Origin of the sequence: Zavarzinia sp. CC-PAN008, assembly GCF_051903925.1 — a bacterium.
Lineage (GTDB): Bacteria > Pseudomonadota > Alphaproteobacteria > Zavarziniales > Zavarziniaceae.
Genome location: NZ_CP173678.1, coordinates 1,501,994 through 1,523,104, shown reverse-complemented (window position 1 = coordinate 1,523,104; position 21,111 = coordinate 1,501,994). Strand labels below are relative to the sequence as shown.

Here is a 21,111-nt window from a genome sequence, read left to right as displayed (position 1 = left end):
CGGAACCCCAGTGCATTCGGCGAGCGATCGAACCCCGTCCGCGTTGCCCGCGTCGGCAACCCCTGGCCGCGCCCGCGTCCGGCACCGCCTGTCCGGGGCGGGGCGGGGTGCCGCCCTGGCCCTGGCCCTGCTGGCGCTTGCGGCGTGCGAGCGCAACGGCGACCAGCTGGTGATCCAGATCCCGACCTTCTCGGCCAAGCCCGAGAGCCAGGAGCCGGCGCCGGTCGCCACCACCAGCCTTACCGACCTGCCGCGCGCCCAGGCCGCCCTGCCCGGACCCAGCGTGCCCTCGGGCGCCAGCCGGACCCGCGTCGCGGGGGGTGCCAGCCCGGCCCTGACAGGAGGCGCGGCGACGCTCAGCTTCGAGCAGATGCCGCTGCCGGCCTTCATCGATGCGGTCTTTACCGAGATCCTGAAGCTGGACGTGCAGATGGATCCGACGGTGGCCCAGCGCCAGGACCTGGTGACGCTGCGCACAGCGGGCCCGCGTCCGGCGGACGAGCTTTTCGTCCTGGCGCAGGAGGTGCTGCGCAATTACGGCGTCCGCCTGGTCTACCAGCAGGGCGTGCTGCAGGCCCTGCCCGACAGCGAGTTCATGTCCGAGGTGCCGCAGGTGATCCGCGGGCGGACCACGGCCGACACGCCCGGCGCGCTGCGCCCGATCTTCCAGTTCGTGCCGCTGAACCAGGTCGGCATGACCGAGATGATCACCTGGCTGACGGCGATCTTTAACCAGAACATCACTGTGACCGGCTCGCCCATGTCGAACGCGATCATGGTGATGGGCAGCCCGGAAAACGTGGCGGCGGCGGTCGAATCCGCGCGCCTGCTGGACCAGCCGCGCCTGGCCGGGCGGCAGTCCCTGCGCATCGAGCCGGTCTACTGGTCGGCGCAGAGCTTCGCCGACAAGCTGTCCGAGGTCTTCGTGGCCGAGGGCTATAACGCCGCGACGACGCCGGCGGCCAACGCGGCGGTGGTCATCCTGCCCGTGCCGCAGATCAACGCCGTGCTGATCTTCGCCGGCGACCAGGGCATCCTGATGCACGCCCGGCAATGGGCCAGCCAACTGGACCAGCCGGCGCGCGCCGATCCCCTGCGCGGGGCCTATACCTATGCGGTGCAGAACACCACGGCCGAGAGCCTGGGTCCGATCATTGAGAAGGTGATCTCTGGCGGGGTCGGCGGCGCCCAGGGGAGCACGCCCTCGCCGGCGAGCCAGGCACCCCAGCCCGTCCCGGGCAGCGATCCCTCGACCGTCGTGTCGTCCGATGCCGGGCTGTCCAGCCCCATTCCCGACACGCCCGACCAGCCGCGCGTGGTCGTCGACAGCGAGCGCAACGTCCTGATCTTCATCGGCAGTGCCGAAGCCTATTCCCGCGTTCGCCCCCTGATCGAGGCGCTGGACAAGCCGGCACGAGAGGCGCTGATCGAGGTGACGGTGGCCGAGGTGACGCTGGACGACACGACCCGCCTGGGTGTCGAGTTTTCCGGCAACATCAACCTGGGCGGTGGCAATTTCGGGCGCATCGGCACGCGCGGCGGCCTGGGCCTGGGCAATACCGGCTTCACCTTCCAGCTGGTCAACGGGTCGGACGTAAGGGCGACGGTGAACGCGCTCGACCGCGACAACAAGGTGTCGATCCTGTCCACGCCGCGCCTTGTCGCGCGTTCGGGTGGAGAGGCCAAGATCTCCGTCGGCCAGGAAGTGCCGATCATCACCTCGTCCAGCCAGAACACGGCCAGCGACAACACCATCCTGCAGCAGGTCGAATACCGGAACACGGGCGTGATCCTGACGATCAAGCCGGTGGTCCATTCGCGCGACCGCGTCGACCTGGAGATCAGCCAGGAAGTCTCCGCCGCCCAGGCCAACGACACGTCCGACATCTCAAGCCCGCTGATCCAGAACCGCTCGGTCTCCACCCGCCTGTCGCTGCGCGATGGCGCGACGGTGCTGCTGGGCGGCCTGATCCAGGAGAACCGCTCGTCGCTGCGCACCGGCGTGCCCGTGCTGCAGGACATTCCCGGCCTGGGCGCCTTCTTCCGCAACGATTCGGTGGGCAAGGAGCGGACCGAACTGCTGGTCTTCATCACGCCCTATGTCATCAATTCGCCCGATGACGCCGCGGCGATCACGACCAATTTCCGCAACCGCCTGCGGATGATGCCGCAACCGCCCAGCGGACTACGCTTCGATGGCGAAGGGATCTTCTCCGATCGCCCGCGGCTGGACGACTTCCAGGTCCACATGAACCCGCAGGCCGACCCGGTCCCAGTCCCAGTCCCAGTCCCGGCCCCGGCCACGCCGCGGCCCGCGCCGACGACGGATGGAGCCGACCCACCCCTGCCCTTGCGGCCCACCCCTCCCCTGCCCTGACGCCCGCGATCCCGGCGGCAAGGCGGGTTGCCGCAATCCGCCTCAGTCGGGCGCGCCGGGCGGAACGGCGGCGGCGCTGGGCGGCGGCCCCCGTCCGCCCACGCGGTTGGGGATCGTCTCCGCCCCCGGCCAGCCGGCGGGCGGTGCGCCCATGGCGGCAGGCCAGGGCTCGCCCGGGCGGGGCACCGGTGGATCGTCGCCGGCCGGCACCACGGGGAACGGCGTGCCGGCGGTCCCCGCCGCGCTGCCATCCAGCGCCCCCTCGTTGGGTGGTGGCGGCGGCACGGTCGCCGCCAGCCCGCCCTGGTTGAACAGGCGCAAGGTGACGGGCCCGGCCGGATCCTCCAGCACCAGGCCGGTTGGCGTGATCGCCTGGATGGCGCGCCCGTCGGGCAGCACGTCGCCCGGCCGCAGGCGCTGCAGGCCGCCGCCCTCCACGATCAGCAACGCCTCCGGCCCAGCCTCGGTGCTGACGATGCCGCCCAGGCGAAAGCCCAGGGCCTGCGCCTCCGCCGGCTGCGGCAGGCCGGGGTCATAGACCGGCGGCGCCATCTCCAAGCCAGGCGCCATGGCGAACGGTGGCCGTGCGGCCAGGCGCGCCAAGTCGGCCGCGGGATCATGGACCGCGGTCCCGCGGGCGACATAGGCAGCGCTTCCGCTGACCTTGACCTGGGCTTCGGGCGGGACCGCCATCGTCCAGCCGAGCAGCAGGGCCAGGAGCAGAGCCAGTCCCGCCATCACCAGCAGCCTTGGCCTGAACCCGGTCACGGCCGGTCCCCCAGGCGGACATAGGTTGCGACCGTCAGGTCGATGCGGGGCAACGGCTCGGTCTGGATGACCAGCGTTTCCACCGCCTGGATCCGGTCGGCGCTGGCAAGGGCGGCCAGCAGCCGCTGCGCCGACGGCCAGTCGAAATCAGCGCTCAGCGCCGCAACCAGCTTCGACACCCCGCCGGGCAGGTCATCGCCGCCGACAGGATCGACGCGGACCTGCAGGTTCATGATCCCGGCCTCGCGCGCGGCCGCGCTCAGTCGATCCTGGAACTCGGCCCGGGCCAGGCCCTCGGTCGTGCCCTGCCACAGCCGCGCCTCGGCCGCGGCGCGCGCCACGTCGCTGGCCGCCGCCCGTTCGCGCCAGGCGGGATCGGCCACCACCCGTTCCAGCATCGCGGCGCGGGCCTGCACCTCGGCCAGGCGCTCGTCGGCATCCAGGCGCGCGGCGTCTAGCAGCGTCGCCAGCCACACCAGCAGGACCAGGCCGATGGCAGCCAGCCCCATGGCGGCGCGCGGATTGCCAGCCAGTTCGGCGCGCAGGCGGCCCAGGACGCCGGCTGCGGCCGGCGGCGCCCCGCTCAGCTCGGTCGCCATGTCGGCACCACGGTCATGCGCAGGCGGATCTGGTTGTCCAGGTCGCCCCGCTCGGCCACCACGCGCTCGAAAGCCTCCGCCCCCTCCAGCGCACCGACATAGGCGGCGGCGTCCGGCATCTGCGACGCCTGGATCAGCACCTCCACCTCGCCGTTCTGCAGGCGCCAGGACGACAGCACGGCACCCTGGTCCGGCAGCCGGGTCATGAGCTCCGCCAGCAGGGCCAGCGGTGGCGGCGGGTCCAGCGCCGCCAGCAGCGCCAGCACATCGTCATTGGCGAAGGTCTGCTCGCGCGCCGCCAGCAATGGCCCGGCCCGCTGCTCCAGGTCGGCGATGTGCGCCTCCACCGCGGCGACGTCGGCCTGTCGGCTGAGCAGGCCGCCGGCCAGCCAGGCGACGACCAGCAGCACGCCAAGGCCAGCGATGGCGGCAAAGCGGGCGACGCGCTGCACCCCCGATTCGGCGGGCCCCGCCGCCCGCGCCTGGGTCCAGGGCCGGTCCAGCAGCGGCAGCGCGAAGGTGGGCGGCAGGTCGGGGCGCATCGCCTCTGGCGCCAGGCCCGCGCCGCGCTGGAACGCCAGCCACGCGGTCGTGTCGGGTGCGGCCGGCCACCAGCGGCTGGCCAGCAGTTCGCCGTCCTGCCAGTACTGCCCTTCCACCCCCTCGATGCCGGCGACCAGGCGGAGCCCGTCCTGCCCGGGCGGCTGCACCGCCGTCTCGGGCACGATGGGGGCGTCGCGCAGGTCGCGAAAGGCGACCAAGCCCTGCGCCAGGGCGGTGCGGTCCCAGATCCAGACGCCCGCATGGTCGGGCCACAGGTGGATGTGTCGCCCGGCATCGGCAAAGGGCGACCAGCGCGTGATCTGAAGATCGAGCGCGCCCAGCCGGCGCGCGTCGCTGCGTTCAGCGATCAGGGGGAAACGCTGATAGCGGGCCAGGCCCCGGCTGACCACGCCGAACTGGGGGCCGCGGCCGGGATTGGGCCGCTCCACCCCCGTCCGGCCGATCAGGCTAGGACGCGGTGCCGGGAAAAGGCGCGACAGCATCCCCCGGCTTCGGCCGCGCCGCGTTCCCGCCGGGAAGGTCGAGGACATAGTCAATGTGCCAGGGACTCCGCTCATCCTGGGGCGTGACGCGGCCCGCCACCTCCCGCACCCTGGCCCGGCCATCGGCCACCAGCTCGATGCGGAAACTGCCATCGGGCAAGAACGTATACCGCGACAGGTCCAGCGTCTGGGGATTTCCCGCAAGCCTGGCCAGGTCGTCGGGCCCGCGCAGCGGCGTGCCCTGGCGCGCCCGGACCAGGCGCCGCGCGCCAGCGGCATCCAGGCCCGGCACCAGGCGGAGCAGTTCCTCCGGCGCGGTATTGGGGTTCAGCAGGCCGCCACCGCCGGCATAGAACAGGCGCGGCACGGGATCCGCCGCCGGCCACAGGGCCGGCCAGCGGTCCCAGCCCAGCACGCTGCGCACCTCCCACGGGGTCACCAGGGCGGCATTGCGGGGGGACTGCCCGTCGGGATAGTCGTCGGCCTCCGCCCCGTTCAGCCGCTGTTCCGAATCGGCGTCGACATAGTCGGCCAGCGTGTCGGCCAGGCGGCCGCCCGGACCGCTCTCCAGCCCGCGGCCCCGCAGGATGCGGCCGATCATCTGGTCGTCCAGCGCCGCCAGCGACTGCAGACCCGTCAGGTCCTGCACCCGCACCAGCACCGTCCCCAGGCGATAGGACCGCCCGTCCAGCGCCAGGAAGGGCTGCCCCTCCGGCGGGATCGCGAACGGGTCGAAGCGCTCGGCCCGGCGGCCGGCCAGGCGCAGGGGCGGCGGCGGCGCCAGTTCCAGGCCCCGGGCCGAGATGCGCTGCACCGCCAGCGCGTGCAGCACCCGCTGTTCGGCAGAGAAGGCCGCGGCCTCGCCCCGGGCGGCGTCGGCCAAGGCCAGCGTGTCATCGACGCCGCGCCCGACCCAGCCGGTGATCGCCAGCGCGGCCAGGCCCAGCAGCGCCGCCAGCCAGATCGTGACGACCAGGATGAAGCCATCCCGCGCGCCCCCGCCGGCGGCGGTCGCAACAGGCCAAGGTGTGGTGAACCCGGTCATGCGCTATTGTCCGTCCGATGGTGATGGACGCGCAACCCGCAGGCCCGCCCAGGCTGGCCCGCCAGGGCGGGCTGGCCGTGCGCGCCGCATTGCCGGCGCGGGCCACGCCGGCCGCGCGCGATGGCGCGGCCGGCCTGCACGGGGACGACTGCATCGACGTCGTGGTGGTCAGCTTCCGCACCGGACCGACGCTGGACGAATGCCTGGACGCCGTCCTGGCGCAGGAGGCGCTGGGCCGCCTGATCCTGGTCGACAATGGCAACCCGCCGGCCGTCGCCGCGGCCCTGCGGCAGCGCGCCGACAGCGATCCGCGCATCGACCTTGTCGCCGGCCAGGGCAATGTCGGCTTCGCCGCCGCGTGCAACATGGGTGTGGCGCGGGCCCGGGCAGATACGATCATGCTGCTGAACCCGGATGCCGTGATCGACCCGGGCGCGCTGGGCCGGCTTCTGGCCCTGCTGCGCGGCGGCACGGGGCAGCCCCTGCTGCTGGGCTGCATCCTGCGCAATCCCGACGGGACCGAGCAGTCGGGCTCCCGGCGCAAGGACCTGACCCTATGGACCGTGGCGGTGGAGGTGCTGCGCCTGTGGAGGCTGGCGCCCGGCCATCCCCTTCTGGCCCGCTTCAACCAGCACGAACAGCCCCTGCCCCCCGGGCCGCAGCCGGTGGCCGTCATCAGCGGCGCCTGCATGACGATGCGCACCGCCGATTTCCACGCGATCGGCGGCATGGATCCGGGCTATTTCCTGCATTTCGAGGATGTCGACTTCTGCTGGCGCTTCCGCCGCGCGGGGGGCAGCGTCGTGTTCGTGCCCGGCATCGGGGTCAAGCACTATCGCAGCACCAGCGCCGTCAGCCCGGGCTGGATCCGCCGGCACAAGATCCAGGGCATGCTGCGCTATTTCGGCAAGAAGCTGCTGGGTGCCTAGGGGCCAGGCAATGCGCGGGCAGGTCCGATGAAATTCAGCTACGAGGCGATCAGCAGCGACGGCCGCACGGTGGTGGGCGAAATCGAGGCCCCCAGCGACCGCCGCGCCCGGCGCGACCTGGCGGCGCGCGGCCTGACGCCGTTGCGCCTGGACGACGCCACCGCGGCCGCGGTTCGCGGCCGGCGCCTGTTCGCGCGGCCCGCCGCCTTGCGCGACTATGCGGGCGCATTACGCGAGTTGCACACGCTGCTGGGTGGCGGGGTCCAGCTGGCCGAGGCGGTGCCCCTGATCGCCGGGGCCGCGAGCCAGCCCCAGGTCGCCCGCGCCCTGGACGAGATGGCGACCCTGCTGCGCCGGGGCAGCCGCTTCGCCGATGCCTGCCGCGCGACGCTGCCCATGCTGCCGCCCTATGCCCATGCCCTTGTCGAGGCGGGGGAGCTGTCGGGCAAGCTGGTCCCCGCCTTGGGCGATGCGCTGGTCCAGGTCGAGCATGACCTCCAGGTGCGGGCCGAGCTGCGCTCCAGCCTGATCTACCCGGCAATCCTTGTCGCGGCGGGGCTGGCCGCCGTGGTCTTTGTCTTCCTCTATGTCGTGCCGCAGTTCCTGCCCATGTTTCGCGGCCGGATGGAGGAGCTGCCCTTCGCCAGTCGCCTGGTGTTCGACATCGGCACCCGCCTCGACGCGCATCCCTGGCTGGCGCTGGGCATCCTTGGCGCGGTGGTCGCGGCGATCGCCGCACTGGTCCGCAGCCCCACCGCGCGCGAGGCGATGGTCCAGCGTGCCGGGCGACTGCCCGTCACGGGGCGCTGGCTGGCGGAGACCGACGCGGCGCGCTGGGCCACGGTCTTTGCCCGCCTGATCGAGAACCGCGTGCCACTGCTGCGTGCGCTGGAACTGGGCCGCCAGGTGGTCCGCCTGGACAGCGCCAACGCCCAACTGGCGCAGGTGGAGCGGGCGGTGCGCAGCGGTGGCGCGCTGGCCGATGCGCTGGCCGAATACAGCGGCATGCCGGCGACGGTGATCAACCTTGTGCGCGTGGGCGAGCGTTCGGGCCGGCTGGCCGAGACGATGCGCATCGTCGCCACCACGCACGAGGGCGCGCTGCGCCAGCGCACCCGGCGCATCCTGATGGTCGTGGAACCGGCGGCGATCCTGCTGATCGGCGGCCTGATCGGCTTCGTCGCCGTCGCGATCATGTCAGCAATCACCAGCATCAATCAGATCCCGATCTGAGGAGCCTTGTCGTGACCCCCGATTCCTTTCCGCCACCCGCTGCATCCGGCCATCTGGCCCGCCTGCGGACCTGGCTTGCCCGGCGCCGCGCAGATGCCGGCCCGTTGGCCCGTCCCGGCTTCACCCTGCTCGAGATGCTGATCGTGCTGGTGCTGATCGGCCTGCTGGCGGGCCTGGTCGGGCCGCAGTTGATCAATCGACTGGATCGCTCCAAGGTCGACACGGCCAAGGTCCAGGTCAGCCAGCTGAAATCGGCGCTGGATGCCATGCGCCTGGACCTGGGCCGCTATCCCACCGCGCAGGAAGGCCTGCTGCTGCTGACGCAGCCGCCGGCCGATCCCCAGGCCAAGGCCCGCTGGCATGGCCCCTACCTGACCGGCGCGGTGCCGGTCGACCCCTGGGGCAATCCCTACCAGTATGGGCCGACCGGCCGGCCAGAGAACGGCGTGACGCTGTTCTCCTATGGCGAGGATGGACCGGCGGCGGGGCAGACCTTAACGAATGCCGTCGGCCTGCTGCCGCCCAATACCTGAACACCCATGGCCAGGCCGGCGGCAGCCCATCCCGGGTTCACCCTGCTGGAAGTGCTGCTGACGCTGGCCCTGCTGGCGGGCCTGGCCGGGCTGGTCCTGCCCAACGCGGCGCGGATGTACGACGGGGCCGTCCTGGCGCTGGGGCGGGGGGAGGTCGAGCGTCAGTTGGCGCGCCTGCCGCTGGCCGCCAGCCTGGACGGGACCGACTACACCCTGGCCCAGTTGCCCGGGCAGGTCCCGCCCCCCGGCCAGCCGGCCATCGCCCTGCGGCTGGAGCCGGGCTGGCGGGTGGAGGCGGATCCCCCCATCCGCTATCGCAATGACGGCGTGTGCTCCGGCGGCCGGCTGACCCTGTGGCGGGGCGAGGCGCGGGCCGACTACGCGCTGGACCCGCCGTTCTGCCGGCCGCGGCGCCTGGTGGCGCAATGACAGCGCGGCCTGGCTTCACGCTGCTGGAGGGGCTGGTCGCGCTGGCCATCGCCGGCGCCGTCCTGGCCGGCTTCTACCAGGCGGTGGGAACGGCCGCGCGCTCCGCCGGGCGCCTTGCGGCGCTGGTCGAGACGGCGGAGCGCCAGCGCAACGCCCTGGAACTGGCCCAGGTGGTGAACCCGATGGCCGAACCGCAGGGCCGCCTGGCGCTGGCGCGCTATGCCATCGCCTGGACCAGCCGCGCGGTCGAGGTGCCGCGCCCGGGTGCCGGGCCCGATGGCGGACCCAGCGCATTCCTGGTCGGCCTCTATCGCCTGGAACTGGAAATCGTGGAGCTGGACGGGCGGGTGGCCGACCGCATCGCCGTTGACCGGGTCGGCTGGCGCCGCATGACCGGGGCGGAGCGGACGGCCCTCACCCCCCCAGCCGACGATCAGGGGCAGATCCCGCGCTGAGCACCTGGGGCAGCCGCATCACCAGCGCGCCCAGCGACCAGACCATCATGTTCGACAAAGCCCGCGCCCCGATCGTCCGCGTCGCCTGAACCGCGCGACGCTTGCGCAGCACCGCGGGCAGGCCGGCCAGGCCCTGGCCCAGGCCACGCAGGGCGGCCCCCCCGCGCCCGCGCACGCCGTCGCGCAGCAGCAGGACCAGCGTCGCCGCGACATGCAGAACCAAGGTCGGCGCCAGCAGCGGCCCGGGCATGTCCTTGGCAAAGGTCCACAGCCGGTTGCGATAGCCCAGCCGCGTCTGGAACGCGCTGCCCCGCCCGGTGGAGGCGGAGCCGACATGGCGCACCACCGCGTCGCCCACCTGGCGGAAGCGATGGCCGGCAAGGCGCAGGCGAAAGGCCAGGTCGACATCCTCGCAATAGCAGAAGAAGTCCGCGTCGAAGCCGCCCGCCGCCAGGAAGGCGCTGCGCCGGTACAGGGCCGCCGCGGCACAGGGGGCGAATACTTCGCCCTCCGGCGGGGCATTCTCGGTCATGTGGCCGTAGCCGCCGCGATAGGGCACGCCACTCAGGTGATAGCAGTCGCCGGCGCCGTCCAGCACCGTGGGGTCGGCCGCCTGGACCTGCAGCGAGCCGAAGCCGCTGCATTCCGGGTGCAGGCGCGTCGCCTGCATCAGGGCCTCCAGCCAGCCGGGCTCGGGAAAGGCATCGGGGTTCAGCAGCGCCAGCCATTCACTGTCTGCTGCCTGCGCGGCCAGGTTGTTGGCCGCGGCAAAGCCCAGGTTGGCTCCCGCCCGGATGAGCGTGACGTTGGGTGGCAGGCCCTCGGCGGAGCCATCGGTCGAGGCATTGTCGACCACCACGACGGCACGCGGCATCACCGTCTGGCGCGCCAGATGGGCAAGGGCGGTGGCCAGGTCGGCACCACCATTGTAGTTGACCAGCACGACCGTCACGTCGCACATGCTGCGGCCATGCTCCCCTCCGCCACCCCCCTTGCTGTCGTCGGCGGCGGAGGCCGCCTGGGCCGCCACTACCTGCGCACGCTGGTCGCCCGCGGCGTGGCGCCCATCGCCGTCGTCCGCCGGGCCGAGACGGTCGCCGGCATTCCCGGCCTGGCCGAGGTGCGCGTGGCCGACCTGCGCGACGTGGAGGCGACCCGCCGCGCCCTGGCCGGCGTGCGCCACCTGGTCAGCGTGGCCCATGCGCGCTTCACTCCCACCCTCGTCGCGGCGGCGCCGGCCGACCTGCAGCGCATGGTCCTGGTCGGGTCCACGCGCAAGTTCACGCGCTGGCCCGACGACCATGGCAACGGCGTCCTGGCGGGCGAGGCGGCGTTCCTGGCCTCTGGCCGGCCGGGCATCATGCTGCATCCGACCATGATCTATGGCGGCGTGGCCGACGACAATGTCCAGCGCCTGGCCCGCCTGGTCCGGCGCGTGCCGGTCGTGCCCCTCCCCTCGGGCGGGCGGGCCCTGGTCCAGCCGATCCATGCCGACGACGTCGTCGCCTGCCTCGACGCGGCACTGGCCGGTCCGCCCCAGGCCGAGCCGCCCCTGGTCGTCGCCGGGGCCGAGGCGATGCCCTATCACGCCTTCGTCCGCGCCGTGGCACGCCATGCCGGCCGGCGCATCGCGATCATGCCCCTGCCGCTGCCGCTTCTTCTGGCGGCGGCGCCGGTCACGGCGATCGTGCCGGGCGTGCCCCGCATCCGCGCGACCGAGATCCGCCGCGTGACCGAGGACAAGGCCTTTCCCACCGACGAGATGATGGCCCGGCTGGGGGTGCGGCCGATGACCCTGGAACAGGGCCTGTCGCGCATCGCCTTCTGACGCGCTATGGTCGCGGCCGTTACGTTATCACCTAGACCCGATGTCCGCGATCCGCCTGCAGCACCTGACCATCGCCTATGACCGCCACCCCGCCGTCCATCACCTGGACGGCGTGTTCGCGGATGGCAGCCTGACGGCGATCGTGGGGCCCAATGGTGCGGGCAAGAGCACGCTGCTGAAGTGCATTGCCGGCCTGCTTCCCGCGGCGGAGGGTCACGTCGCCCTGCCCGGCCTGCGGCCGCGCCAGTTGGCCTACCTGCCCCAGCAGGCGGAAATCGACCGCAGCTTTCCCGTCAGCGTGGCCGACACCGTGATGCTGGGCGCATGGGCCCAGGTGGGGGCATTCGGCAGCGTGTCGCGGGCCTTGCGCGCCCGGGGTGCCCAGGCCTTGGCGACGGTGGGGCTGGAAGGCTTTGGCACGCGCCCCATCGGCAGCCTGTCGGTCGGTCAGTTCCAGCGCGTGCTATTCGCCCGCATGCTGCTGCAGGACGCGCCCGTGATCCTGCTGGACGAACCCTTTGCCGCCCTCGACCAGCGCACCACCACCGACCTGCTGGCCCTGGTGGAGCGGTGGCACGGCGAACGGCGCACCGTGATCGCAGTCCTGCATGACCTGGAGATGGTCCGGCGCCACTTCCCGCAGACGCTGCTGATGGCCCGCACGCCCGTTGCCTGGGGCCCCACGGCCGAGGTCCTGACGCCTGAGACGCTGGGCCGCGTGCGCCGCATGGCCGAAGCCTGGGACGACGACGCCGAACCCTGCCGCCTCAGCGCCTGAGGCATCGGGGTTCGGCTCAAGCGGCGCGCAGCGCGAGTTCCTCGCCCAGGGCCCGGGCGACGCTGGGGCGGGCCCGCTGCCGGTCGCGCCACGCGACCAGGACGGGCCAGGGCGACAGGTCGACACCGGCGGGATCGGCCCAGTTGAAGGTGGTAACCAGATAGGCATCCGCCACGGTGAAACCCTCCCCCACCAGATAGTCGCGCCCCTCCAGATGGCGGGACAGCCGGTCATAGCGCAGCGGCAGCAGCGACCGGGCAAAGGCCTTGGCCTCCGGCGGCGATGCCGGGTTGAAGATCATCGCAAAGACCGCCTTGTGCACCTCCGTCGCGATGAAGTTCAGCCACTGGTGCAGGCGGGCGCGGTCCAGCGTGCCCGAAGCCGGCGCCAGGCCCGCCTGCGGCGCCTGGTCCGCCAGGTACTGCAGGATGGCCGTGCCCTCGGTCAGGATGTCGCCCTCTCCGGTGACCAGGGCGGGGACCTGGCCCGTGGGGTTCACCCGGCGGAAATCCTCCCCGTCGCGGGTCAGCTTTGTCGACAGCACGACTTCGTGGAATCGCGCCTCCAGACCGGTTTCATGGATCGCGATCCGCGTCGCCATCGAGCACGAAAGCGGCGCGAAATAGATGTCGAGCATGGTCAAGATCCCTCTCGGCGTTGGCACAGGGGCCACCCGGCGCTATATCTGTACCGTCTCGCACAGAAGTAGACAGGTCAAGAGATTTATGCAGAACGGTACAAAACGCGCCAAGGGCCGGCCCCCGTCCTATGACCGGGCCGTGGCGCGGGCTGCGATCCGCGACGCATTCTGGGACCGGGGTCTGGCTGCGACGTCGCTGGACGACCTGGTGGCCGCCACGGCCATGAACCGCCCCAGCCTCTACAATGCCTTCGGCGACAAGAAGACGATGTATCTGGGCGCCATCGCCGCCGTGGCCGAGGAGATGGCGCACGGCCTCCAGGCGGCCCTGGCATTGCCACGCCTGGCTGCGGCGCTGGACGCATTCTACCTGGGGGCGATCGGCGCCTATGTGGCGGGGGGGCATGGCCCGCGCGGCTGCCTGATCCTGTGCACCGCCGCGACAGAAGCCGTCGCCGATGCCGATGTGCGCCAGGCCGTGGCGGGGACCATCGCCTATGTCGACGCCGCGCTGTCCGACCGCCTGGCCCAGGCGGTCGTGGACGGGGACCTGCCCCCCGGCGCGCCGGTTCAGGCCTGCGCCCGTATGGCCGGCGCCCTGCTGCACAGCCTGGCGATCCGCGCCCGATCCGGCACGGCACGCACCGAGCTGGAAGCCCTGGCCCGCGAGGGCGTGGCCTTGCTGCTGGCCGGTGCGGCTGGGCCGCCTCAGGCGCGGTCGGGCGGGATCGAGTAGGTGCCGGTGGCATGGGCCACCAGGTCGTCATCCTCGCCCTCGCTGAACATGGCGATCTCGCCGATGGCCAGGCGGCGGCCCAGCTTCAGCAGGCGCACGTCGGCCAGCACGTCCTTCTGTGCCGGCTTGCGCAGGAAGTTGATGTTGAGATTGGTCGTCACCGCCAGCGGCACAGGCCCGATCATGGCCAGCACGGCGTAGTAGAGGGCCGCATCCGCCAGCGTCATCAGCGCCGGGCCCGAGATCGTGCCCCCGGCCCGCAGGTGACGGTCGTGATAGGGCAGCCGGCACAGCGCGCCCATGGGCCGGATCGATTCGATGATCACCTGGCCATCCATCTGCGGGTACTCACGCGCGATCAGTGCGCGCAGCGCGTCCAGGCTCATGCGGCATGCCGTCATTCCGTCGTCCCCCGTTCCAAGATCGTTGCCCCAGCGGCCGCGCCGTCCCCCTCCGCCCACAGCCGGCCCAGTGCCAGCACCGCCGGCGACAGGCGCGCCTCCTCCTCCGCCAGGACGGCGTGGAAAGCCCGCACCTTGAGCGCCAGGACCTGCGCCGGCGGGGGCGCATCCGGGGCCGCGGCGTCGCAGATCAGGTCGATCATCCGCTCCGCCGCCTGCATCCGACCCAGCAGGTAGTCCTGTTCGCGGTCGGCGCGGGAGAAGAAGCCGGCAAAGGCCCGCAGCCGGGCGCTGCGCAGGCGCACAGGCGCGCCATGGCCACGCAGCACCGCCGCATCCAGTGGGCTGATCCGGTCGATCTTGATCTCGTTGAACTCGTCCAGTTCGCGCCAGCCGCTGGAGGCGAAGATCAGCACGTCCCAGAACGGGAAGCCCAGATAGGCGATGCGCAGGGCATGAGCGGCCGCCGCCAGGCCCGGCTCGGCGCCCTGTACGGCCAGGGCCGCGTCCACCCGCGCATCGAGCGCGCCCAGCCCCAGGCCCGCCCGCACGCGCTCCAGCAGGGCGGCGCGGGCGTCGCCCGTCGCCGCGGCAACCGCCCGGACCGCGTCCGAGCCGGGCAGCGCCGCCTCGATCGTGCGGACCGATTCCAGCGCCTCGTACAGGGCGCGCTTGATCGTATCCAGGTCGGTCGCCGCGAAGGGACAGGCGGGCCCCAGCCTGGCATAGAGCAGGTTGAGCTCGCGCAGCAGGAAGCTGAGCCGGCGCCGCCTGTAGGTCACGTCATAGTCGGCCAGGGTGCGCGCCCACGCGGCATCGGCGTCCTCGACCTCGATCGGTGTCTCGGCTCCGTCCGACCGCGGCAGGCCCAGCGCCTCCCAGGTGTCGGCCAGGCGCAGCCGGGCATAGGCCTCGAAGGCAAAGCCCGCGCTGCGCGCGGCCAGCGTCTCGGCCTTCCGCCGCCAATGGCCCAGCGTAGCGGCGTCATAGCGGCCCCGCGGCCACCAGCCCAGGACGTCCGTCACGTGCTGGGCGATGCGCGGCCGCGCGGCCTCGACCACGCCGGCCAGGCGGCGGACCAGCGCGTTCTGCTCCTCCACGGCCTGCAGCGCCGTGCCCACGGGCTGCTGTCGCGGCAGGTCGGACAGCGCGCCGAACAGCACGCTGGCAAAGCCGGGCAGGCCCGCATGGCGCCGGCCCCACTCGTGCGGGTCCGGCTCGATATAGACGACGCGGCGGTCGATCTGGCGATAGGCGGGCTGGCGGCCGATCACGGCCAGGGCCTCGCCGAACGGCTTGTTGTTGAGGACACCCCCGTCGATGAAGGGGATGCGCGCCACATCGTCCGCGGCACCGGCATAGGCGGCCATGGTGGTCGCCAGGAAGCGCGGGCGGTCGCGCCAGGGGGCGCCCTGCTCGGCGGCGACGGCCTCCACCTCGGCGATGGTCGCGGGCGGAAAGGCACCGGGAAAGCACGACGTGGCGCGTGCGGCGAACACCAGGCCGGCCAGCGCCCCGTCGTCGAAGTCGCTCTCGACCGGGCCAAGGGGCGCCGCCCGATAGGACATGGCCAGGACGTGGCGATGCTCGCGCTCCACGACATGGGGCGGGTCGTGGCCGGCCAGCACCGTGTCGCGCCCCCAGAAGTCGGTGACCGTCACGAACAGGCGCAGCGGCAGGCCCGCCGGCACCAGCGAGGCATCGTCCCGCGCCGTCGTCCCCATGGCACGTGCCGCCCGCAACAGGGTGGCCGACAGCTTGGGCCCGTCGAACGGCGGCTCGAACCAGCGCGAGCGCAGGAACAGCGACAGCTTGGCCTTGGCCTCGTCGTCGAGCATGCCGTCGGGCGCGCGCGTCGCCGCCAGCCACAGCAACGGCCGCATGAAGGCCTTGCTCCACGGCCCTGCGCGGCGTTCCTCGGCCAGCAGGTAGGTGACGTCGGCCTGGTCGAGCCACAGCGCGGTCAGCGGATCGAGGGACAGGTCATGGGCCAGGGCACGCGCCAGGAGAAGGCCGTTGATGCCCCCGGCCGAGGCTCCGGCAATGACGTCGACCACCACGCGCAGGCGGGCTTCCCGCCCCGCCGCCACCAGGGCATCGCGATAGACGCGCTCGGTCTCGCCCAGGTGCTCCGGCGCCTCGTCCGCGTGGACATGGAGCGCGCGGCTGGCGCGGGCGGCGGCCAGGATTTCCCGCGTGACGCCATGCATGTAGACGGCCATGGACGCACCGCCATAGCAGACGAGCGCCACCCGCAATTCCTTCTCGCGCACGCGCAACCCTCCCGCGGCGGATCCTAAGGCCAGGATGCGGAGAAGCTGGCCAGAAAATCCGCGATCTGGTGAACTTGCGCGATGAGCCACGATCATTCCCACGCACACGATGCCGAGGAACGCGACACCGCACTGCGCGTGAAGGCGATCGAGGGGCTGCTGGTCGCCAAGGGGATCGTCGATCCCGCGGCGCTGGACGCCTTTGTCGAGACCTATGAGCGCCGGATCGGCCCGCGCAACGGCGCCGCGGTCGTCGCCCGGGCCTGGACCGATCCCGCCTTCCACGCGCGCCTGATGGCCGATGCGACGGCCGCCATCGCCGAGCTTGGCTTCCAGGGGATGGAGGGCGAGCACATGCGCGTGGTCGAGAACAGCGATGACGTGCACAACATGATCGTCTGCACCCTGTGCTCCTGCTATCCCTGGCCGGTCCTGGGCCTGCCGCCGACCTGGTACAAGAGTGCGGCCTATCGCGCCCGCGTCGTGCGCGAACCCCGTGCCGTGCTGGCCGAGTTCGGGGTGCACCTGCCGGCTGGCACTGCGGTGCGGGTGTGGGACAGCAATGCCGACCAGCGCTACATGGTCCTGCCCCGCCGCCCGTCGGGCACCGACGGGCTGGACGCCGCCGCCCTTGCCGCCTTGGTCACGCGCGACGGCATGATCGGCACCGCCCTGGTCTGACCCGTAACCGTTTCGACCCGACGCGCGAAGGAACACGACATGGACGGCGTGCACGACATGGGCGGGATGCATGGCTTTGGCGCCGTCGCGCCCGACGCGGACGAGACGGTGTTCCACGCCGCGTGGGAAGGGCGCGTGTTCGCGATGAACATGCTGTCCGGCTTTGTCGTGCCGTCCAGCGCCGACCAGTTCCGCCGCACCCTGGAACGGATGCCTCCAGCCGCCTACCTGGCCGCCAGCTATTACGAGAAGTGGCTGGCCGGCCTGACCGCGCGGCTGCTGGAAGCGGGCGCGGTGACGGAGGAGGAACTGGCTGATGGCCAGCCGCGCCAGGCCCTTCCCCCTGCCCTGGCCGGACGGCCGGCAGGACCGGCGGCCGCGGTGCCGGCCGTCGTGGCCGGCGGCGCGTCGCAGGCGGCGCCAGGTTCCGTGCCCGCGCGCTTCAAGGCGGGCGACCGGGTCCTGACCCGCAGCACCATGGGCTATGGCCACAACCGCCTGCCGCGCTATGCCCGCGGCCGGGTGGGAACGGTGGAGCGGGTGCTGGGCACCTACCTGCTGGCCGATGCCCATGCCGAAGGGGAGGATCGCCCCGAATGGTCCTACACGGTCGTGTTCGCGGCGCCCGACCTGTGGGGGGCGGAGGCCGATCCGCGCGACAGCCTGACCCTGGACCTGTGGGACAGCTATCTGGAGCCGGCCCCTTGACCGATGGCCACGACGACCTGGCTGTCCTGCCCGCGGAGCGCGTCTTTGCCGAGCCGTGGGAAGCCCGCATCTTCGCGATCGTCGTGGCGCTCAGCCGCCAGGGCCGCTTTCCCTGGGTCGACTTCCACACCCGCCTGGCGGCCGAGATCGCGGCCGAACCGGACCAGGCCTATTACGAATCCTGGCTGCACGCGGCGGAGGACCTGCTCGCCTCCCTGGCTCTGCTGAGCCACGCCGAGACCGACGCCGAAGTCGCCCGCCTGCGCCCCGACGACCGCACCATCCGCTTGCGGTGACCAGAGCGAAATGGAGGACCAGCACCTGACCAGCGTGATCCGGGGTGCCCTGCCCCCTTGTGGGGGAGGGCTTCGGCGATGACCCTGCGACTGCCCTGGAACGAGCGGAACGGGCGGTTCTCGGGCCTGAAGGCAGCGACGTTCGCCGCGCTGTTCCTGCCGGCCCTGTGGGTCGCCTGGCAATACCAGCAGGGCATGCTGGGCGCCCGCCCGCTGGACGAGGCGATCCACCAGACGGGATCGTGGACGATCCGCCTGCTGTTCGTGTCCCTGGCGGTGACGCCGCTGCGGCCGCTCTGGCGCATGCCCCGGCTGCTGGTGCTGCGGCGCATGCTGGGGGTCGCGGCCTTTGCTTATGGCCTGCTGCACCTGGCGCTCTATGCGATCGACCAGTCGCTGGACCTTGTCCGCATCGCGGTGGAGATCGTCTCCCGCATCTACCTGACCATCGGCTTCGTGGCCCTGCTGGGCCTGGCGATCCTGGCCGCCACCTCGACCGACGCGCAGATCCGCCGGCTGGGGCCGCAGCGCTGGGGCAGGCTGCATGCCCTGGTCTATCCCATCGGCGTCCTTGCGCTGGTCCACCACTACATGCAGGCCAAGATCGACGTGGCCGAGCCCCTGGTCATGACGGGCCTGTTCGTCTGGTTGATGGCCTGGCGCTTCCTGCCTCGGGCGAAGGACAGCCTGGGCGCGCTGCTGGTCCTGGCCGCCCTGTGCACCATCGCGACGGCGCTGGGCGAAGGGGCCTATTTCATGTGGAAGGCGAACGCCCCGCTGGACCGCGTCCTGGCCGCCAACTGGTCCTGGGCCGGCACGATCCGGCCGGCCTGGGTCGTGGGCGGCATCCTGGCTGCCGTCCTGGCGATCGCCGGGGCGCGGCGCGTCAGCTCAGGCGTTCGATCAGGCGGTCCACGAATTCCGGCACGATCCTCGACGCCGGACCGTTGACCTGCTCCGCGAACATGCTGGCGCCGTCGGACGGTTCCAGGTTCAGTTCGACCGTGTGCGCCCGCTTCTTCATGCGAACCTGCGCGACGAAGCCCGCCGCGGGGTAGACCACGCCCGACGTCCCGATGGACACGAACAGGTCGCACGCGGCCAGCGCATCGTGGATGCGCTCCATGTGATAGGGAATCTCCCCGAACCAGACGACGTCGGGGCGCAGCTGCCCGACGGTGCCACAATTGGGGCAGTGCAGGCCGGTGGTGATGTCCTCGTCCCAGGGCCGCACGTCGGCGCAGATGTTGCAGCGAACCTTGCCCGTCTCGCCGTGCATGTGGATCAGGTTGCGGGTTCCCGCCTTCTCGTGCAGGCCGTCGACGTTCTGCGTCACGACCAGCACCTCCCCCGGCCAGAACTGCTCCAGCCGCGCCAGCGCGTGGTGCGCCGCGTTGGGAACGGCGTCGCGCACGATCAGGCGGCGCTCGTTGTGGAAGTCCAGGACATAATCGGGATCGCGGGCAAAGCCCTCTGGCGTCGCCACGTCCTCCAGCCGGACCTTGGTCCACAGCCCGTCCTTGTCGCGGAAGGTGCCAAGCCCCGATTCGGCGGAGATGCCCGCGCCGGTCAGGATCACGATGCGTTGCGGCAAGGTCGCCATGCCAGTCCCGTCCCTGGAAGCCCTGTCGGTCAGTCGTCCGATTCTAGCCGGAAATCGCCGTCGTCCGCCTCTCCCGCGTCCTCGGCCAGATCGAAGCTGGCCTCGATCCTGTAGATCGCGGGACCGGAGCCGAGATGGCTGGAATAGAGGTGGAACTGCCGCACCGTCCACGGCTCGCTGCCCATCAGGGCATGGTCGGCCAGCCAGGCCCCCAGGCGCGGGCCAGGATCGGCCTTCAGCCAAGCCAGGGTGACGTGCGGCGCGAACTTGCGCTCCTCGATGGCGATGCCGGTGCGGCGCAGGGCGGTGGCGATGCGCTCCTGCAACTGCATCAGGGCGGCGCTGTCGCGCACGCCTGCCCACAGGACATTGGGGCGCGTGCCCTGCGCAAAGGTGCCAACGCCATGCAGCGCCAGATCGAACGGCTCGCCCCAGACGCGGTCCAGGGCCTCGCACGCATCATTGGCCGCGGCGCCGTCGACCTCGCCGATGAAGGCAAGTGTCAGGTGCATGGAATCGGGCGCCACCCAGCGCGCCTCCGGCACGCCGCCCGCAGCCAGCGCCAGCCGCTGGCACAGCTCGGGGGGCAGGGACAGGCCAACGAACAGACGCATGATGATCACCAATGGTCCCGCCCAGGACGACGGGACAGGTCGCAGCCATGAGCCCTCCCCCATCCTTCGGACGGGGGAGGGAGATGCTCACGGACAGGGGTTGGAGTGCATCCTGTGCACGGCCTCGATCTCCTCGATCACGGCGTCGCTGAGCGTCACGTCGACCGAGCCGATGTTGATCGCCAGCTGCTCCACGGTCGTGGCACCGATGATGTTGGAGCCCAGGAACGGCCTGCTGTTGATATAGGCCAGCGCCATCTGGCTGGGGTCCAGGCCGTGCTTGCGCGCGATCCCCACATACTTGTCGATCGCCACCTCGCCATGCGGCGTCAGGTACCGGGTGAAGCGCGTAAAGATCGACATGCGCGCCCCCTCCGGCCGCGCACCGTTCATGTACTTGCCGCTGAGCGCGCCCATCGCCAGCGGCGAATAGGCCAGCAGCTCCACGCCCTCGCGGTGGGCATACTCGGCCAGGCCGATCTCGAACGAACGGTTGACCAGGCTGTACGGGTTCTGGATCGAGACGATGCGTGGGGCCCCGTCGCGCGCCGCCTGCAGGTAGCGCTCGACGCCCCAGGGCGTCTCGTTCGACACGCCGATATGGCGGACCTTGCCCTCCGCCACCAGCTTGCCCAGGGCGTCCAGCGTCTCCTCGATGGGGATGGCGCCCGAATCGTCGCGGTGGACATAGCCCAGGCGGCCGAAATTGTTGACGCCGCGCTCTGGCCAATGGACCTGGTAAAGGTCGATCACGTCGGTGTTCAGGCGCTGCAGGCTGGCCTCCACCGCCAGGCGGATCTGCGCCTCGTTCAGGCGGCTGCCCCCGCGGATATGGGCGGTGCCGGGGCCGGCCACCTTGGTCGCGATGATGACCTTGTCCCGGTTCTGCCGCGCCTTAAGCCAGGTGCCGATATAGGCTTCCGTCCGGCCCTGGGTTTCCGGCTTGGGCGGCACGGGGTACATCTCGGCCGCGTCCAGGAAGTTGACGCCGTGGTCCCAGGCATAGTCGAGCTGCGCGTGCGCCTCCGCCTCGGTGTTCTGCTCACCCCAGGTCATCGTCCCCAGGCAGATCGTGGAGACGTTCAGGTCGCTATGCCCCAGGCGCTTGTATTGCATGCGTGCTCCCCATCGCGGCGGTC

General features: G+C 71.8%; 24 protein-coding genes. 13 read left to right on the top strand and 11 right to left on the bottom strand.

All coding sequences use genetic code 11. The features are described from left to right. Positions 1-43: 43 nt before the first annotated feature. Complete coding sequence (locus ACI6GS_RS07205) at positions 44-2,377, top strand: secretin N-terminal domain-containing protein (protein ID WP_439817107.1); 2,334 nt, start codon at positions 44-46, stop codon at positions 2,375-2,377. Between the two features lie 42 nt (positions 2,378-2,419). Here the strand turns inward: ACI6GS_RS07205 and ACI6GS_RS07200 are convergent, their stop codons facing one another. Genes ACI6GS_RS07200 through ACI6GS_RS07185 form a run of 4 tightly spaced genes read right to left on the bottom strand, consistent with a single transcriptional unit; the run spans position 2,420 to position 5,835 of the window. Further along, positions 2,420-3,115: a hypothetical protein gene (locus ACI6GS_RS07200; protein WP_439817106.1), complete on the bottom strand. Its 696-nt coding sequence runs from the start codon at positions 3,113-3,115 to the stop codon at positions 2,420-2,422. 26 nt (positions 3,116-3,141) lie between these two features. Beyond that, positions 3,142-3,744 (bottom strand): GspMb/PilO family protein, encoded by a 603-nt coding sequence (locus ACI6GS_RS07195; RefSeq protein ID WP_439817105.1) that lies wholly within the window; start codon positions 3,742-3,744, stop codon positions 3,142-3,144. Further along, positions 3,729-4,790, bottom strand: coding sequence for a hypothetical protein (locus tag ACI6GS_RS07190; RefSeq protein WP_439817104.1), 1,062 nt, complete (start codon positions 4,788-4,790; stop codon positions 3,729-3,731). Before ACI6GS_RS07190 ends, ACI6GS_RS07195 begins: the two co-directional genes overlap by 16 nt. Next, positions 4,756-5,835 (bottom strand): general secretion pathway protein GspK, encoded by a 1,080-nt coding sequence (locus tag ACI6GS_RS07185; RefSeq protein ID WP_439817103.1) that lies wholly within the window; start codon positions 5,833-5,835, stop codon positions 4,756-4,758. Before ACI6GS_RS07185 ends, ACI6GS_RS07190 begins: the two co-directional genes overlap by 35 nt. Before the next feature lie 23 nt (positions 5,836-5,858). Between ACI6GS_RS07185 and ACI6GS_RS07180 the strand changes: the two genes are divergently transcribed. Genes ACI6GS_RS07180 through ACI6GS_RS07160 form a run of 5 tightly spaced genes read left to right on the top strand, consistent with a single transcriptional unit; the run spans position 5,859 to position 9,414 of the window. Further along, positions 5,859-6,764, top strand: a complete 906-nt coding sequence (locus ACI6GS_RS07180) for a glycosyltransferase family 2 protein (protein WP_439817102.1) — start codon at positions 5,859-5,861, stop codon at positions 6,762-6,764. Between the two features lie 27 nt (positions 6,765-6,791). After that, a complete protein-coding gene (locus ACI6GS_RS07175; RefSeq protein WP_439817101.1) occupies positions 6,792-7,997 on the top strand; it encodes a type II secretion system F family protein in 1,206 nt (401 codons plus the stop codon). 11 nt (positions 7,998-8,008) lie between these two features. Beyond that, complete coding sequence (gene gspG / locus ACI6GS_RS07170) at positions 8,009-8,530, top strand: type II secretion system major pseudopilin GspG (protein ID WP_439817100.1); 522 nt, start codon at positions 8,009-8,011, stop codon at positions 8,528-8,530. Positions 8,531-8,536: 6 nt separating this feature from the next. Continuing rightward, positions 8,537-8,959 (top strand): prepilin-type N-terminal cleavage/methylation domain-containing protein, encoded by a 423-nt coding sequence (locus tag ACI6GS_RS07165; RefSeq protein ID WP_439817099.1) that lies wholly within the window; start codon positions 8,537-8,539, stop codon positions 8,957-8,959. Further along, positions 8,956-9,414, top strand: a complete 459-nt coding sequence (locus tag ACI6GS_RS07160) for a PulJ/GspJ family protein (RefSeq protein WP_439817098.1) — start codon at positions 8,956-8,958, stop codon at positions 9,412-9,414. The genes ACI6GS_RS07165 and ACI6GS_RS07160 overlap by 4 nt, the downstream gene beginning before the upstream one ends. On the opposite strand, the gene ACI6GS_RS07155 is transcribed toward ACI6GS_RS07160, so the two are convergent. Further along, positions 9,374-10,375, bottom strand: a complete 1,002-nt coding sequence (locus tag ACI6GS_RS07155) for a glycosyltransferase family 2 protein (protein ID WP_439817097.1) — start codon at positions 10,373-10,375, stop codon at positions 9,374-9,376. The two genes, ACI6GS_RS07160 and ACI6GS_RS07155, sit on opposite strands and share 41 nt — an antisense overlap. Before the next feature lie 9 nt (positions 10,376-10,384). Between ACI6GS_RS07155 and ACI6GS_RS07150 the strand changes: the two genes are divergently transcribed. Continuing rightward, on the top strand, positions 10,385-11,242 hold the full coding sequence (locus ACI6GS_RS07150) for an SDR family oxidoreductase (protein ID WP_439817096.1): 858 nt from the start codon (positions 10,385-10,387) through the stop codon (positions 11,240-11,242). A 40-nt stretch (positions 11,243-11,282) separates the two neighbouring features. Then, positions 11,283-12,020 (top strand): metal ABC transporter ATP-binding protein, encoded by a 738-nt coding sequence (locus ACI6GS_RS07145; RefSeq protein WP_439817095.1) that lies wholly within the window; start codon positions 11,283-11,285, stop codon positions 12,018-12,020. Positions 12,021-12,036: 16 nt separating this feature from the next. Here the strand turns inward: ACI6GS_RS07145 and ACI6GS_RS07140 are convergent, their stop codons facing one another. Beyond that, positions 12,037-12,657 carry a glutathione S-transferase N-terminal domain-containing protein gene (locus tag ACI6GS_RS07140; protein ID WP_439817094.1) on the bottom strand — a complete coding sequence of 207 codons (621 nt, stop codon included), beginning with the start codon at positions 12,655-12,657 and terminating at the stop codon, positions 12,037-12,039. Between the two features lie 88 nt (positions 12,658-12,745). Between ACI6GS_RS07140 and ACI6GS_RS07135 the strand changes: the two genes are divergently transcribed. Then, positions 12,746-13,396, top strand: coding sequence for a TetR/AcrR family transcriptional regulator (locus ACI6GS_RS07135; protein WP_439817093.1), 651 nt, complete (start codon positions 12,746-12,748; stop codon positions 13,394-13,396). Here the strand turns inward: ACI6GS_RS07135 and ACI6GS_RS07130 are convergent. Together ACI6GS_RS07130 and ACI6GS_RS07125 are read right to left on the bottom strand one after the other, a co-directional pair. Next, positions 13,369-13,782, bottom strand: a complete 414-nt coding sequence (locus tag ACI6GS_RS07130) for a PaaI family thioesterase (RefSeq protein WP_439817092.1) — start codon at positions 13,780-13,782, stop codon at positions 13,369-13,371. The two genes, ACI6GS_RS07135 and ACI6GS_RS07130, sit on opposite strands and share 28 nt — an antisense overlap. 11 nt (positions 13,783-13,793) lie before the next feature. Further along, positions 13,794-16,070, bottom strand: a complete 2,277-nt coding sequence (locus ACI6GS_RS07125) for a patatin-like protein (protein ID WP_439817091.1) — start codon at positions 16,068-16,070, stop codon at positions 13,794-13,796. A gap of 81 nt (positions 16,071-16,151) precedes the next feature. On the opposite strand from ACI6GS_RS07125, the gene nthA reads away from it, so the two are divergent. From nthA to ACI6GS_RS07105, 4 genes are all read left to right on the top strand, one after another. Continuing rightward, positions 16,152-16,751: a nitrile hydratase subunit alpha gene (gene nthA, locus ACI6GS_RS07120; protein ID WP_439817090.1), complete on the top strand. Its 600-nt coding sequence runs from the start codon at positions 16,152-16,154 to the stop codon at positions 16,749-16,751. Positions 16,752-16,790: 39 nt separating this feature from the next. After that, positions 16,791-17,459, top strand: a complete 669-nt coding sequence (nthB, locus tag ACI6GS_RS07115) for a nitrile hydratase subunit beta (RefSeq protein WP_439817089.1) — start codon at positions 16,791-16,793, stop codon at positions 17,457-17,459. Further along, positions 17,456-17,755: a nitrile hydratase accessory protein gene (locus ACI6GS_RS07110; protein ID WP_439817088.1), complete on the top strand. Its 300-nt coding sequence runs from the start codon at positions 17,456-17,458 to the stop codon at positions 17,753-17,755. Before nthB ends, ACI6GS_RS07110 begins: the two co-directional genes overlap by 4 nt. 78 nt (positions 17,756-17,833) lie before the next feature. After that, complete coding sequence (locus ACI6GS_RS07105) at positions 17,834-18,706, top strand: sulfite oxidase heme-binding subunit YedZ (RefSeq protein WP_439817087.1); 873 nt, start codon at positions 17,834-17,836, stop codon at positions 18,704-18,706. On the opposite strand, the gene ACI6GS_RS07100 is transcribed toward ACI6GS_RS07105, so the two are convergent. From ACI6GS_RS07100 to ACI6GS_RS07090, 3 genes are all read right to left on the bottom strand, one after another. Continuing rightward, positions 18,642-19,358: an NAD-dependent deacylase gene (locus tag ACI6GS_RS07100; RefSeq protein WP_439817086.1), complete on the bottom strand. Its 717-nt coding sequence runs from the start codon at positions 19,356-19,358 to the stop codon at positions 18,642-18,644. The genes ACI6GS_RS07105 and ACI6GS_RS07100 overlap by 65 nt on opposite strands. Positions 19,359-19,387: 29 nt before the next feature. Continuing rightward, positions 19,388-19,972 (bottom strand): RNA 2',3'-cyclic phosphodiesterase, encoded by a 585-nt coding sequence (gene thpR / locus ACI6GS_RS07095; RefSeq protein WP_439817085.1) that lies wholly within the window; start codon positions 19,970-19,972, stop codon positions 19,388-19,390. An 87-nt stretch (positions 19,973-20,059) separates the two neighbouring features. After that, positions 20,060-21,088: an NADP(H)-dependent aldo-keto reductase gene (locus ACI6GS_RS07090; protein WP_439817084.1), complete on the bottom strand. Its 1,029-nt coding sequence runs from the start codon at positions 21,086-21,088 to the stop codon at positions 20,060-20,062. Between the last annotated feature and the right edge of the window lie 23 nt (positions 21,089-21,111).